This is a genomic window from Nocardioides sp. YIM 152315, from assembly GCF_029210375.1.
Classification (GTDB): domain Bacteria; phylum Actinomycetota; class Actinomycetes; order Propionibacteriales; family Nocardioidaceae; genus Nocardioides.
Genome location: NZ_JARGER010000037.1, coordinates 1 through 13,297, shown reverse-complemented (window position 1 = coordinate 13,297; position 13,297 = coordinate 1). Strand labels below are relative to the sequence as shown.

10 protein-coding genes and 1 pseudogene are annotated in these 13,297 nt (G+C 71.8%); 6 read left to right on the top strand and 5 right to left on the bottom strand.

The annotated features are described in order from the left end of the window. Positions 1-71: 71 nt before the first annotated feature. From PZ894_RS11670 to PZ894_RS11650, 5 genes are read left to right on the top strand one after another with little or no spacing between them, the layout of a single operon-like run. Entirely contained in the window at positions 72-1,307 is a 1,236-nt protein-coding gene (locus PZ894_RS11670; RefSeq protein ID WP_275744928.1) for an amino acid ABC transporter substrate-binding protein, read from the top strand. Then, positions 1,307-2,191 (top strand): branched-chain amino acid ABC transporter permease, encoded by an 885-nt coding sequence (locus PZ894_RS11665; protein ID WP_275744927.1) that lies wholly within the window; start codon positions 1,307-1,309, stop codon positions 2,189-2,191. Before PZ894_RS11670 ends, PZ894_RS11665 begins: the two co-directional genes overlap by 1 nt. Beyond that, positions 2,188-4,062 carry a branched-chain amino acid ABC transporter ATP-binding protein/permease gene (locus PZ894_RS11660; RefSeq protein WP_275744926.1) on the top strand — a complete coding sequence of 625 codons (1,875 nt, stop codon included), beginning with the start codon at positions 2,188-2,190 and terminating at the stop codon, positions 4,060-4,062. The genes PZ894_RS11665 and PZ894_RS11660 overlap by 4 nt, the downstream gene beginning before the upstream one ends. Beyond that, positions 4,059-4,868, top strand: coding sequence for an ATP-binding cassette domain-containing protein (locus PZ894_RS11655; protein ID WP_275744924.1), 810 nt, complete (start codon positions 4,059-4,061; stop codon positions 4,866-4,868). The genes PZ894_RS11660 and PZ894_RS11655 overlap by 4 nt, the downstream gene beginning before the upstream one ends. A gap of 60 nt (positions 4,869-4,928) precedes the next feature. Beyond that, positions 4,929-5,327 (top strand): hypothetical protein, encoded by a 399-nt coding sequence (locus PZ894_RS11650; RefSeq protein WP_275744923.1) that lies wholly within the window; start codon positions 4,929-4,931, stop codon positions 5,325-5,327. 24 nt (positions 5,328-5,351) lie between these two features. On the opposite strand, the gene PZ894_RS11645 is transcribed toward PZ894_RS11650, so the two are convergent. After that, entirely contained in the window at positions 5,352-8,411 is a 3,060-nt protein-coding gene (locus tag PZ894_RS11645; protein ID WP_275744921.1) for an MMPL family transporter, read from the bottom strand. 139 nt (positions 8,412-8,550) lie between these two features. Between PZ894_RS11645 and PZ894_RS11640 the strand changes: the two are divergent. Beyond that, a pseudogene (locus tag PZ894_RS11640) lies at positions 8,551-9,411 on the top strand (glycosyltransferase 87 family protein); the annotation flags it as partial. 230 nt (positions 9,412-9,641) lie between these two features. Here the strand turns inward: PZ894_RS11640 and PZ894_RS11635 are convergent. The 4 genes from PZ894_RS11635 to PZ894_RS11620 are packed head-to-tail and all read right to left on the bottom strand — an operon-like array spanning position 9,642 to position 13,158. Next, positions 9,642-10,370, bottom strand: coding sequence for an ABC transporter permease subunit (locus PZ894_RS11635; protein WP_275744919.1), 729 nt, complete (start codon positions 10,368-10,370; stop codon positions 9,642-9,644). Further along, on the bottom strand, positions 10,367-11,281 hold the full coding sequence (locus tag PZ894_RS11630; RefSeq protein ID WP_275744917.1) for an ABC transporter ATP-binding protein: 915 nt from the start codon (positions 11,279-11,281) through the stop codon (positions 10,367-10,369). The genes PZ894_RS11635 and PZ894_RS11630 overlap by 4 nt, the downstream gene beginning before the upstream one ends. A 49-nt stretch (positions 11,282-11,330) precedes the next feature. Beyond that, positions 11,331-12,242, bottom strand: coding sequence for an ABC transporter permease (locus PZ894_RS11625; protein ID WP_275744916.1), 912 nt, complete (start codon positions 12,240-12,242; stop codon positions 11,331-11,333). Continuing rightward, complete coding sequence (locus PZ894_RS11620) at positions 12,226-13,158, bottom strand: ABC transporter ATP-binding protein (RefSeq protein ID WP_275744914.1); 933 nt, start codon at positions 13,156-13,158, stop codon at positions 12,226-12,228. Before PZ894_RS11620 ends, PZ894_RS11625 begins: the two co-directional genes overlap by 17 nt. Positions 13,159-13,297 lie beyond the last annotated feature (139 nt).

The window sequence follows — 13,297 nt, the reverse complement described above, 5'->3', positions numbered from 1 at the left end:
GTGGCGCCGTTCACAAGACTGCCAGAGCCGCAATCGATTGCGACAAACCATGGCAGTACCGAGGAGGAAGAATGTCCCACGTATCACGCCGCCGGGGCCTGTCCGCCCTGGCCCTGACGGGTGCGCTGGCCTTCGGGTTCGCCGCCTGCGGTGGTGACGACTCCGGTTCCGGCGACGACGACGACAGCCCGATCTCCATCGGCACGTCGCTCCCGCTCACCGGCGAGTTCTCGCAGCCCGGCCAGGCGGCCGAGCAGGGCTACAAGATCTGGCAGGACATGGTCAACGACGGCGGCGGCCTGCTCGGCCGCGACGTCGAGCTGGTCGTCAAGGACGACGCGTCGAACCAGAACACGATCGTCGCCGACTACAACGCACTGATCGGTCAGGACAAGGTGGATCTCCTCCTCGGGACCTTCTCCTCGCTGCTCAACCTGCCCGCGTCCGCCGTCGCCGAGAAGAACCAGATGCTGTACGTCGAGCCGGCCGGAGGGTCGCCGGAGATGTTCAGCCGAGGCTTCCAGTACCTGTTCTTCGCCCAGCAGGCCACGGCGGACCGTCAGGGCCTGGTGTTCGCGGACTGGGTGGCGAACCTTCCGGAGGACCAGCGCCCGAAGACCGCGGCGTACCCGACCCTCGACGACCCGTTCGCGTCGCCGGTGGTCGAGGGGGCCAAGGCCGCCCTCGAGGAAGCGGGCGTCGAGACGGTCTACGAAGAGACCTACGCGATCGACACCAAGAACTTCGACACGATCGTCAGCGCCATGAAGAACGCGAACCCCGACCTGGTGTTCCACGGGGCCCAGTTCGAGGACGGCATCGGCATGACGCGCTCGATGCTCAAGGCCGACTTCACGCCGGACATGTTCTTCGAGACCAACGCGCCCTCGTTCGGCGATCAGTACTCAGAGGGCGTTGGTGCGGACAACACTGAAGGTGTGTTCTTCGCCGTCAGCCACTCGCCCGACGCCGACACCCCGGGCAACGCCGAGTTCGTCCAGGCCTACGAGGACGAGTTCGGCGGGCTCCCGCCCGAGGACGCCGCGGACGCGTACGCCGCCGGCCAGGTGCTCCAGGCGGCCGTCGAGGCCGTCGGCAGCATCGACGACCAGGAGGCGCTGGCCGACTGGCTGCGGGAGAACGAGGTCGAGACCATCCTCGGCCCGCTGTCCTGGGAGGACACCGGTGCCCCCACCGGCGAGTTCCTCATCGGCCAGTGGCAGGGCGGCAAGGCAGAGATCGTGCTGCCCGAGGACGCGTCGACGGCCGAGATCAAGCCGGGGTGGACCCCAGGTGGCGCCGGCTGATGACCGAGCTGCTCCAGACGCTCCTCCTCGGCCTGCTGCTGGGCGGCGTGTACGCCCTCGCGGCGAGCGGGCTGACCCTGATCTTCGGCGTCATGCGGGTGATCAACATCGCCCACGGCGCCTTCCTGATCCTGGGTGCCTTCGTGACCTACTGGCTCTGGGATGCCTTCGGTCTCGACCCGCTCCTGGGTGTCGTCCTCACCACGCCGATCGTCTTCGGCGTCGGCTGGATCACCTACAAGCTGGTGGTCTCGCCGGTCCGCACGGCGCCGATGGCGTCGACGGTCCTGCTGACCTTCGGCCTGGCGCTGGTGCTCGAGGGCGCGATGGGGGAGATCTGGGGCAACAACTCGACCGCGATCCGGCCGTCGTACGCCGACGAGTCGTTCACGTTCGGCGGGCTCTTCCTGCCGAAGGCTCAGGTGTACGGCGGCCTGATCGCCGTCGTCGTACTCGTCCTGCTGTGGCTGGTGCTGACGAAGACCTGGCTCGGCCGCGCGATCCGGGCGGCCGCGACCAACCCGGCGTCGGCCGAGCTGGTCGGCATCAAGGTCGCCTCGGTCGCCGCGCTGGTCTTCGGGATCGGCATCGCGGCGGCGGGCGCCGGCGGCGCGATCACCGGCGTGCTCTACCCGTTCGTGCCCGGCTCGCACTACCAGTGGATCGCCCGCCTGCTGGCGATCGTCGTGCTCGGCGGCCTGGGCAGTCTCAACGGCGCGGTGCTCGGCGCCCTGATGTTCGGCGTGGCCGAGACCCTGACGTCGGCGTACGTGTCGCCGGCCTGGGCCACCGCCGTCCCCTACGCCATCGTGTTCGCGGTGCTCCTGATCCGGCCGCAGGGACTCCTCGGCACCCGACTCCGAGAGGACGCCGTCGCCGCATGAGCACCACCGCACCCCGCGCCGCCGAGGCCGGCACCAGGCGCCCGTGGTCCCGCATCAAGCCGATCTGGGTGGGCCGCGTGCTCGCGCTCGCCGCGGCCGTGCTGCTCGTCGTCTACCCGATGGTCAGCGACGACCTCTACTACCAGAACATGATCATCCTCTCGCTGGTCTTCGCCATCGGCGCCAGCGGGCTCAGCATCATCTCCGGCTTCGCCGGCTACATCTCGCTCGGCCAGGGCGCGTTCATCGGCCTCGGCGGCTACACGATCGGCGTGCTCGCGACCAAGCTGCCCGACACCAACGTCTGGCTGTGGGTGCCGGTCGCCGGCGTGGTCGCGGCCCTCGTCGCCCTGGTGCTGGGCTTCGTGTCGCTCCGGTCGCGCGGCCCGTCGTTCGTCATCATCACGGTCGCGTTCCTCTTCCTCGTGCAGGTGATCGCGGTCAACTGGGTCTCGCTCACCAACGGCACCGCCGGCCTGACCCTCCCGCTGCCGACGTGGGACCGCGACATCGCCAACTGGCCCTTCTACTACGTGCTCGTCGGCCTGCTCGCGCTCCAGCTGCTGATGACCTGGTGGATCCGGCGGACCAAGCTCGGCATGGGCCTGATCGCCATCCGCGAGGACGAGACCAAGGCCGCCACGATCGGCATCAACCTCCCGACGCAGAAGATCATCGCCTTCATGGCGAGTGCGCTGTTCGTGGGCATGGCGGGCGCGGTCTACGGCTACTACCTGACCTTCATCGACCCGCGCGGCATGTTCAGCATCCTGCTCAGCGTCCAGCTCGTGCTGTCCATGCTCATCGGCGGCAAGGCGACCCTGTGGGGCCCGGTGCTCGGCGCCTTCCTCATCGAGTGGCTCAACGAGACGGCCAACAACGACTGGGGCGGCGGCAACGCGCGGCTCTTCCTCTTCGGCGGCCTGCTCGTGGCGGTCGTGATCTTCCTGCCGCAGGGCATCCTCCCGGCGATCGAGTCCGCGATCGAGTGGGCCCGCACCCGGGGCAAGGCCGGCCTGGTCGGCGCCAGGATCGGGAGCGGCGGCAGCCTGGCGTCGCTCACCGACCGGGTGGAGCTGGTCGACCGGGCCGAGATCCCGGACCGCGCGATCCTCGAGGTGCGGGACCTGCGGAAGCACTTTGGCGGCGTCCGGGCGGTCGACGGCGCGTCGTTCGCGGTGCCGGAGGGCTCCATCACCGGCCTGATCGGCCCGAACGGCTCGGGCAAGACCACGATCTTCAACCTGATCGACGACACGATCCGCGCCGACGGCGGCGAGATCTGGCTCGACGGCAAGCGGATCGACGGGATGCCGTCGTGGCAGCGCGCCCACCGCGGCCTCGGTCGCACCTTCCAGATCACCCGGCTCTTCCGCGAGATGACCGTGCTGGAGAACGTCGTCGCCGTGCAGCGCCGGTTCACCGTCGGCCAGCTCGGCAGGATCGCGGTCAGCGGCGCCGAGGCCCGGGCCGCCGACGAGCTGCTCGAGTACGTCGGCATGCGCGCCTTCCGCGACCAGAAGGCGCACGCGCTGTCCTACGGCCAGCAGAAGCTGGTCGAGCTCGCCCAGATCCTGATGCTCGATCCGAAGGTGATCCTCCTCGACGAGCCGGCCGGCGGCATCAACCCGGTGCTCATCGAGCGGATGGCGGAGATGATCCGCGAGCTCAACTCCTACGGCAAGACGTTCCTGCTGGTCGAGCACAACATGCCGTTCGTCCTCGGTCTGTGCGACCCGGTCCACGTGCTGGCGCGCGGCAAGGACATGGCCCACGGCACGCCCGAGGAGATCCAGCACGACCCGGCGGTGATCGACGCCTACCTCGGCGACGACTTCGTGCTCGAGGAGAAGGTGGAGGCGCCCCGATGACCGACCAGCCGATGCTGACCATGCAGGGCGTCGTGGCCGGGTACGGCGGCGGCGACGTGCTCCAGGGCGTCGACATCGACGTCCCGCAGGGCTCGGTGGCCTGCATCGTCGGGCCGAACGGCGCCGGCAAGTCGACGGTGCTCAAGACGGTCAGCGGCCTGCTCACCCCGCGGCTCGGCGAGGTGCACCTCCAGGGCGAGGCGATCCACAAGGGGTCCGCGGCCGAGATCCTCGAGCGCGGCATCTCGCAGGTGCCGCAGAGCAACGCCCTGTTCCCGACCATGTCGGTGCGCGAGAACGTCATGCTGGGGGCGTACATCATCCGGCGCAGGAAGGCGCTGGTGAAGGAGCGCTACGACCAGGTGGCCGAGCTCTTCCCGATCGTCGCCGACCGCTGCAACGACAACGCCGGCAACCTCTCGGGTGGCCAGCGACGGATGGTGGAGTTCGCGCGGTCGCTGATGCTCGACCCGGTGCTCCTGCTGCTCGACGAGCCGTCGCTCGGCCTGGACCCGAAGGCCCTGCAGACGCTCTACGACTCGGTGATGGTGCTGCGCGACAGCGGCAAGACGATCCTCATCGTCGAGCAGAACGTGCGCTTCGGCATGAAGATGGCCACCGACGGCATCGTGATGGAGTCCGGCAAGGTCGTCACCCAGCGCGACGCCGCCTCGATCCTCGCCGACCCGCACCTCGCCCAGATGTACTTCGGCGGCACCGTCGCCGCCGTCGACGTCGAGGTCGTCCCCGACGTCCCGGTCACCCGGCCACCCGGCGGTGGGAACAGCACCGTTTCGGTGGGCTGAGACCGAGCCGGAGACACCGCCGTCCGGTGGTGGTCCGACGCCCACCGCCATGATGGACCCATGCGATTCACCGAGCACGAGCTGACGGCGGCGCTGACGGGGGCCGCCAAGGGTGTGCTCGCCGCGCAGGACAAGGACGTGCGCAAGGGGCGCCGCACCGCCGACGAGGCCTGGGAGGCGCTCGGGCGGTTCCAGCGCTTCCAGCTGCTCGACGGGCTGGGCGACCAGATCCTGCCGGTGCTCGTGGCGCTCCCGGACGTCGAGGTCGCGCCCGGCACCCGCCCGACCTTCACCGAGGAGCAGGTCGCGGCCGCGGTCGAGGATCGGCTCGGCGACGAGGGCGGCCGGATCCGTCGCGTGGTGCTGGTCAAGGCCCGGGTCGCGCTGGTGCAGGTAGCGCTCGCGCACGTCCCGCCGCGCCAGGATCCCGACGCGCTCATCGTGCCCGACCACCTGTAGGGCGGGCCCTCACCGACCCGGCCGCTACCGGCCGACCTTCCGGCGGGTGCCGCTGCCGGAGCGAGCACCACGATCGGGCGGCGGCACGGCGCCGGCGGGCGGCCCGGTCTCGCCCTCGATCGACACGTGCGGCAGCAGGCGGTCGAGCCACCGCGGCAGCCACCAGGCGGCCTCGCCGATGAGCACGAGCACGGCCGGTGCGAGCGTGACGACGAGCATCCCGGCGAGCAGCACGGCGACCGAGAGTCCCACGCCGAACTGCTTGATCGTCGGGTCGTCGTTCAGGATGAAGCTCGCGAAGACGGATGCCATGATCAGGGCCGCCGCCGTGGTGATCCGGGCGCTCGACGTCAGCGCCGCGCGCACCGCGCGCCGCGCCTCCTCGCCGGCGTGGTGGTGCTGCTGGACGTGGCTGACCAGGAACACCTCGTAGTCCATGGACAGCCCGAAGAGGCCGGCGAACATCATCAGCGGGACGTAGCTGGCGATCGGCACGCTGCTGTCGGCGGTGTCGATGCCCAGCAGCGAGATGCCCCAGCCCCACTGGAACGCCGCGGTCAGCACCCCGAACGCCGCGCCGGCCGAGAGCAGGTTGGTGAGCGCGGCCTGGAGGGGGATCAGCAGTGACCGGAACGCCACCATCAGCAGCAGGAAGCCGAGCAGGATGACCGTGCCGATGACGAGCAGCAGCCGGGCCGAGATCAGCGAGGCGAGGTCGACGTACGACGCCGTGTAGCCGCCCACGTGGGAGGTGACGCCCGAGCCCTCGTCGGTCGCGGGCAGTACGTCGTCGCGGACGACGCCGACCAGGTCGGCGGTGTCGTCGGACGCCGGTGAGGTCGACGGCACGGCCGAGAGCAGCACGACGTCACCCGCGCCGTTGATCTGCGGCGGCGTCAGGGCGATCACGCCCGAGGTGGCGGCGAGGCTGCGCTGCAGCGCCACGACGCGCGGGTCGGTGCCGCGCTCGTCGCCGCCGGCCTGGGTCATCATGTCCGTGAGCTGCTGCTCGAGCTGCTCGGCCTGCTTCTTCTCCTGCTCGGCCTGCTGCTGCTCGGCCTTCAGGTCGTCGGCCCGCTGCTGCAGCTCGTCGCCCTGCCGCCGCAGCTGGTCGGCCTCCTGCCGGAGCCGGTCGCCGTCGCGCTGGAGGGAGGCCGCCTGCCGCTGCAGGGACGCCTTCTGCTGCTGCAGCTGGTCGGCTCGGCTGCGCAGCGCATCCGCCTGGCGGGCGAGTGCGGCCGCCTGACCGGCCAGCCGTCGCGCCCGCTCGGCCAGCACGCGGGCGCGCGCGGTCAGCGGCGCGAGCCGGTCACGGACCACGGCCTGCCGCGCCCGGACGTCGGCCAGGCGCTCGCGCAGCCGGTCGACCCGGTCGGGGCGCCCCCGGGCGCGGTCGATGCGGCGCTCGAGCACGCGCTCGCGCACGGCGAGCCGGGCCAGCTCCCGCGCCAGAGGCCGGATCCGGTCGGCCAGCTCCCTGGCCTCCCGCTGCAGCACCGACCGTTGCGCCTGCAGGCGGGCCCGCCGCCCCTCGAGCCGCTGCTGCTGCGCCCGGAGGGCAGCGGCCTGCTGCTCGAGCTCGGCCTGCTCCCGCTGGAGCTGCGCGGCCTGTCGCTCGAGCGCGGCCTGCTGCGACTCGAGGCGCGACTGCTGCGCGTCGAGCTGCTGCTTCCGGGCCTCCAGCTGTTGCTGCTGCCGGGGAAGCTGCTTCTGCTTCTGCTCCAGGTCCTGCTGCAGTGACCGCGCCCGGTCGTACTTCTTCGTGTACTCCTCGCTCGGTGCCGCGACCGGGTCGAACGCCGAGGCGATCTGGAGTGGTCCGTTGTAGCCGACCCCGAACCCGTCCGTGATCAGGTCGTAGGCCCGGCGCTCGGTCGTCGTGGGCGAGGTCGCGCCGACGTCCTCCTGCCCGAGCTCGAGCGAGAGGACCGGGACGATGAGCGGCGCCAGTGCGGCGAGGGAGACCACGGACACGACGACCGGGTGGCGGCGTACGACGCCCGACCAGCGCGCCCACAGGCCGGTGCCGTGCTCGCGTCGCGGGCGCAGGAATGCCGGCAGCGACAGCCAGCCGATGCGGTGCCCGAGCAGGCCCAGGAACGCCGGCAGCAGCGTGATCGCGACGAGCACCGCGGCGACGACGGCGATCGCCGACGCCAGGCCGAGCGTGCTGACCAGCGGGATGCCCGCCACGCCCAGCGCGAGCAGCGCGATGACCACCGTGCAGCCGGCGAAGACGATGGCGCTGCCCGACGTCGCCACGGCCTCGGCCACCGAGTCGGCCACCGACCGGCCCTCCCGCAGCTGGTCCTGGTGGCGGGTGATGAGGAAGAGCGCGTAGTCGATGCCGACGCCGAGGCCGATCATCGTGGCCAGGGTGGGCCCGCTCGACGGGATCGCGAGCGCGTGGCCGAGCAGACCGACGACCGAGAGCGCGACGCCCAGGCCGACCACGGCCGTGATGATCGGCAGTCCCATCGCGACCAGGCTGCCGAGGACGAAGGTCAAGATGATCATCGCCGCGACGATGCCCACCACCTCGCTGGTCTCGGAGTCGTCGGTCGACAGCGTCGAGCCGATCGACCCCGCCGCCTCGACGGTCACGCCGGCGTCCTGGGCGGGCTGCGTGGCGTCGACGACGCGCTGCGCGATCTCCGGCGTCAGGTCGCCGGAGCCGATGTCGAGCAGCACCGGCGCGAACGCCGTCTGCTCGTCGTCGGCCACCAGCCCCGCGCTGCGACCGGCACTGCTCAACGGGCTCGTCACGCTGTGGACGTGCGGCTCCTGGCGCATCGCCTGGACCGACTCGTTGACCGCCTGCTTGAGCCCGTCGTCGCTGAGCTTGCCGGCCGACACGTCGAAGACGATCGGGTTGACGCCGTTCTGCTGCGGCGCGAAGCGCTCCTCGAGGAGGTCCTTGGCCGCCTGGCTGTCGGTGCCGGGCAGCGAGAGGTCATTGTTCGTCTGCGCGCCCAGGCCGGCGATCGCCGCCCCCACGCCGACGACGAGGAGGACCCAGACCGCGATCACGGGCAGGCTGTGCCTGGCGCAGAACGCGCCCAGCGCGCGGAGCAGTCGGGCCACGGCACCCTCCTCCAAGCCCTCCACCATGCCCGAGGGGACGGGGCAGCGGGCGACAGCGCCGGGCGACGTACTCGATGTGCGGTACGACCGAGCCGAGCTCCCGGCTGCCGTGTCGCGACATGACCGCTAGCGTGGGCGCATGGGTCGATCGCTCGCCCTGGCTCGATCCGCACCGGTCGCGATGCTGGTCCTCGTCGGTGCGGCGGCCGTCTGGGGCGCGACTCGCGGTGGACTCACCGACCTCTTCGTCTACCAGCACGCCGGGCGGTCCGTGCTCGACGGGCTGCCGGTGTACGGCACCCGCGACCCGGTCATGGACCTGCCGTTCACGTATCCGCCGTTCGCCGCCGTGCTCATGGTGCCGCTGGGCGTGCTGCCCACCTGGTGCGCGGCCGCCCTGCTGACCGGGGCGTCGGCGGCCGCACTCGCCGGGGCCGTCGTCGCGGTACGCCGGGTGCAGGGTCGGTCGGCCGGCGCGTGGCCGGTCGTCGTGGTGTGCCTGGTCGCGATCGCGATGGAGCCGGTCTGGCAGAACGCCGCCTTCGGCCAGCTCAACCTGCTGCTGATGGCGGCCGTGCTGGTGGACGTGCTGCGCCCCGAGCGTCGCTGGTCCGGGGTGCTGGTCGGCCTCGCGGCCGGCGTGAAGCTGACCCCGCTCGTCTTCGTCGTGCTGCTGGTCCTGCTCGGCCGGCGCGCGGCCGCTGCCCGGGCGGTCGCTGCGTTCGCGGTCACGGTCGCGGCCGGATTGCTGGTGATGCCGGGCCCGGCGGCGACGTACTGGACGCACGGCCTGCTCGACCCGGAGCGGGTCGGACCGCCGGCGCTGGCGCACAACCAGTCCGTCGACGGCGCACTCACGCGACTCCTCGACGGACCGCCGTCGACCGTCGTCTGGCTGGCGGTGGCCGGGCCGCTCGCCCTCGTGGTGCTGGGCGTCGCAGCCCGGTGGTGGCGCCGCGACCGCGCTCTCGGAGCCTGCCTGGCGGCGCTGGCGATGCTGCTCGCCTCGCCGGTCTCCTGGTCGCACCACTGGGTCTGGGCGGTGCCGGTGGCGCTGGTCCTCCGGGAGCGCAGCCGGTGGGCGGCGGCGGCCTGGGTCACCGTGTTCGTGGCGCGCCCGATGCTCTGGCCGGGGTGGGGCGAGGGGCGGGAGTACGACTGGCGCTGGCACGACCACGTCGTCGGCAACGCCTACGTGATCGCGGCGCTGGTCGTCTGCGCGTGGGCCGCCTACTCGTCGCCCGTGAGGTTGAAGGCCCGCAGCCGGCGCCCGCTCAGCCAGGTGCCGCCCACCACGACCACGGCCGCCGCGGCCACGGCGTACGACAGCGAGAGGCCCTCGACGAGCGACAGGTCCGCGATCTCGTCGACGAGCTCGCCCGACCAGCGGGTCACGCTCAGCCAGCGCACCCCGTCGAGCAGGCCGCCGAGCAGCCCCTCCCAGATCAGCAGGTAGACCAGCCCGACCACGACCGCGTGCCGCGTGAGCACCGACAGCAGCGCGAAGAGGGCGCAGTACGCCGCGCCTCCGACCGCCGCCCCGACGGCGAACCCCACCGCCGTCGACGGGGCGCCCGACCGCACGATCAGCCCGGCGACGAGCATCGGCACGGCGCCGAAGGCGAGCACGCACGTTAACGCGACGACGAGCTTGCTGGTGATGATCGTGTGCCGAGAGATCGGCTTGGCCAGCAGGTAGGAGATCGAGCCGTCGTCGATCTCGGGGGCGAGGAGCCCGGAGGTCGCGAGGAGCGCGACCAGCGGGACGATCACGGCCAGCCCGAGCCGGTAGAGGGTCTGCTCCGCGGCGCTCTCGTCCTCGCCGACGAGGGCGCGCACCAGGACCGCCAGGCCGACCAGGACCAGCGGCAGCACGAAGAGCAGCACGCCTCGCCACTGCCCGAAGATGCTGCGCACCCCCAGCCGGACGGTCGTCGGCGAGATCGCCCGGGACGTCACGGGGCCACCAGGTAGGAGAAGACGCTCTCGAGCGACTCGTCGGTCGGAGTGACCTCGTGGAGTCGTACGCCGCGCTCGCGGGCGACCCGCGGCAGCACGGTGCTGAAGCGGCCGAAGTCCGACGCCTCGAGCTCGATCCCGCCGTCCGAGCGCAACCGTGCGCCGCGCACGGACTCGTCGGCCAGCAGCACCGACGCCAGCAGCCGGTCGTCCGACGTGCGCAGCACGAACCGGTTGGGCCGGTCGGTCATCAGCCGCCGGATCGCGCCGAAGTCGCCCGACGCGGCATGGCGCCCGGCCACGACTACCTCGATCTGCCGGGCGACCTGCTCGACCTCCTCGAGGATGTGCGAGCTGAAGAGCACCGTGCGCCCCTCGGCGCCCATGCTGCGCAGCAGCTCCATCAGGTGGATCCGCTGGCGAGGGTCCATCCCGTTGAACGGCTCGTCCAGCAGCAGCACGGCCGGTTCGTGCACGAGCGCCGACGCCATCTTGATCCGCTGCCGCATGCCCTTGGAGTACGTCGCGATGCGGCGATCCTGCGCGTCGGTCATCTCGATCAAGGCGATCGCCCGCTGCGCCGCGGCGCCCGGGTCGGCGAGCCCGTGCAGCTCGGCGTTCGCGACGACGAACTGCCGCCCGGTCAGGTAGTCGAAGAGCGCCTCGCGCTCGGGGACCAGGCCGATGCGGCGGTAGACGCGCGCGTTGCGCCACAGCGGCTCGTCGTCGAGGGTGACGCTGCCGGCGGAGGGCGCGAGGAAGCCCGACATCAGCGCGATCAGCGTCGACTTGCCGGCCCCGTTGGGGCCGAGCAGGCCGGTGACGCCCGGGCCGATCGTCATCGTCACGTCGTTGACGGCGACGACGTTGCGGAACCAGCGCGACACGTGGTCGATCCGGATCTCCGTCATCCGGGGTCCCCGCGGAGATGGGAGCGAAGCGAGCATCTTCGTGGGGTGATCATGACCTGATCCTGCGGTAGCGGGCCATCAGGATCGCGACGGACCCGAGCACGGTCAGCACGGTGACGGCCAGGTAGGCGACGCCCATGGCGTCGCTGGTCGGCGGCGTCGGGGTCGCCACGGGGGAGTCGAAGAGGAAGACCTGCACGCCGTTGACGAGGGTGTACGGCGAGAACAGGCCGGCCACCTCGCCGACCGCGTCGTTCCCGGACTCCTCGGAGATGCCCTGGATCGTGGCGACGACCGTGTAGCTGACCAGCAGCACGACGATGATCGCGGCCACCGCCAGGCCGCGCCGGATCGTGAGCGCCGCCACCACCGCCGCGGGGCCGGCGAGACAGGCCGAGAGCAGCACCGCGCCGACGAGGGCACCGAGGATGCGCCCGGTCTCACGGCCGACCGGGAGGTCGGCGAGCAGCCCGCCGACGTACATCAGCAGCAGCGGAGCGGCGACGAGGACGAGCGTCGCCACCGTCAACGACGCGAGCCGGACCAGCACGTAGACCGACCGCCGCATCGGCCGGGCGAGGTAGAGCGTGATCGTGCTGAACCGCAGGTCCCGGGAGACCAGCGCCGGGGCCTGCGCCGCCACGAAGACCGAGATCAGCACCTGGGTGGTCAGCGGATAGGTCGAGTACGCGACGATCTGCTCGTCCAGCCCGAGCAGGTCTCGGGCCTGCACCAGCACGCCGACGAGGATCAGCGCGGGCAGCAGCATCAGTCCGAGCAGACCCATCGGCAACACCTTCGAGCGCGCCGACCGCCCGAGCCCGTAGGTGTTGCGCAGCCCGGTCAGGAAGAACGACCGGGCGACCGAGCCCTCCCCGAGGCGGGTCCCGGCGTACGGCCGGTAGCCGAGGTCGTGGATGACGCCCGTGGGGCTCGCGCGGTGCTCAGCTGGGTTGGACACGGCCGGCACCCCCTTCGCGGAAGACGTCCTCGATCCGGTGGTGGCGCTCCTGGAGGCGCACCAGCCCGAGACCGAGGTCGACGGTGAGGTCGCGGACGACGTCGGCGGTCCGCTCGTCGCGGATGTCGACCTCGATGAGGGTCCCGTCCGCCGGTCGCGCGGCCAGGCCCGCGTCGACGAGCGCCTGGCCCAGGACCCGGTCGGCGTCGTGGCGCCCCTGCACCTCGACCAGCAGGCTCCCGGTCGCGTGCAGGAACTCCGTGGTCGCCGACGACTGCAGCAGGCGACCGCCGTCGAGGACGACGACGTGGTCGCTGATCCGCTCCAGCTCGCCGAGCAGGTGGGAGGTCACCAGCACCGCGATCCCGAACTCGGTCCCGATCCGGCGCACCAGCGCGAGCATGTCGTCGCGCGAGGAGGGGTCGAGGCCGTTCGTCGGCTCGTCGAGCAGCACCAGCCGCGGGTCGTGCACCAGCGCCTGGGCGAGCTTCGCGCGCTGCTTCATGCCGGTCGAGTAGCCGCCGATCGGGCGGTAGCGCTCCTCCGCGAGCCCGACGTGGCGCAGCACGTCGGAGGTCCGCTCCCGCGCCGCGGCGTACGGCAGCCCGGACATCTGGCCCAGGTGCACGACCAGGTCGCTCGCCGACACGTCCGCGGGCAGGCAGTCGTGCTCCGGCATGTAGCCGACGAGGCCGCGGATCCGGCCGCCCTCGCCCGCCACGTCGTGGTCGAGCACGGTCGCTGTCCCGCTGGTCGCCGGCACCAGGCCGAGCAGGATCTTGATCAGCGTGGACTTGCCCGCACCATTCGCCCCGACGAGCCCGGTGACACCCTCGCCCACGGTGACGTCGAGCCCGTCGAGCGCGGTGACACCCGGGTACTCCTTCGTCAGGCCCGCGGTCTCGATCACGCCCACGTGAGCCAACCTAGCCGTGTCATGGGCAGGTTGGTCGGGGTCACGGTGGTCGAGGAAGGCGCGCCAGCTCTGGCGTCGGTGGTTGAGGAAGGCGCCCTGGCGCCTGTCTCGAAACCACCGCAGGGGTGGTCGGGTACGT

Bases quoted from the DNA above. Each gene is read 5' to 3' on its own strand.
- PZ894_RS11670 (WP_275744928.1), top strand. From the start codon at position 72: ATGTCCCACGTATCACGCCGCCGGGGCCTGTCCGCCCTGGCCCTGACG.
- PZ894_RS11665 (WP_275744927.1), top strand. From the start codon at position 1,307: ATGACCGAGCTGCTCCAGACGCTCCTCCTCGGCCTGCTGCTGGGCGGC.
- PZ894_RS11660 (WP_275744926.1), top strand. From the start codon at position 2,188: ATGAGCACCACCGCACCCCGCGCCGCCGAGGCCGGCACCAGGCGCCCG.
- PZ894_RS11655 (WP_275744924.1), top strand. From the start codon at position 4,059: ATGACCGACCAGCCGATGCTGACCATGCAGGGCGTCGTGGCCGGGTAC.
- PZ894_RS11650 (WP_275744923.1), top strand. From the start codon at position 4,929: ATGCGATTCACCGAGCACGAGCTGACGGCGGCGCTGACGGGGGCCGCC.
- PZ894_RS11630 (WP_275744917.1), bottom strand. From the start codon at position 11,281: ATGACGGAGATCCGGATCGACCACGTGTCGCGCTGGTTCCGCAACGTC.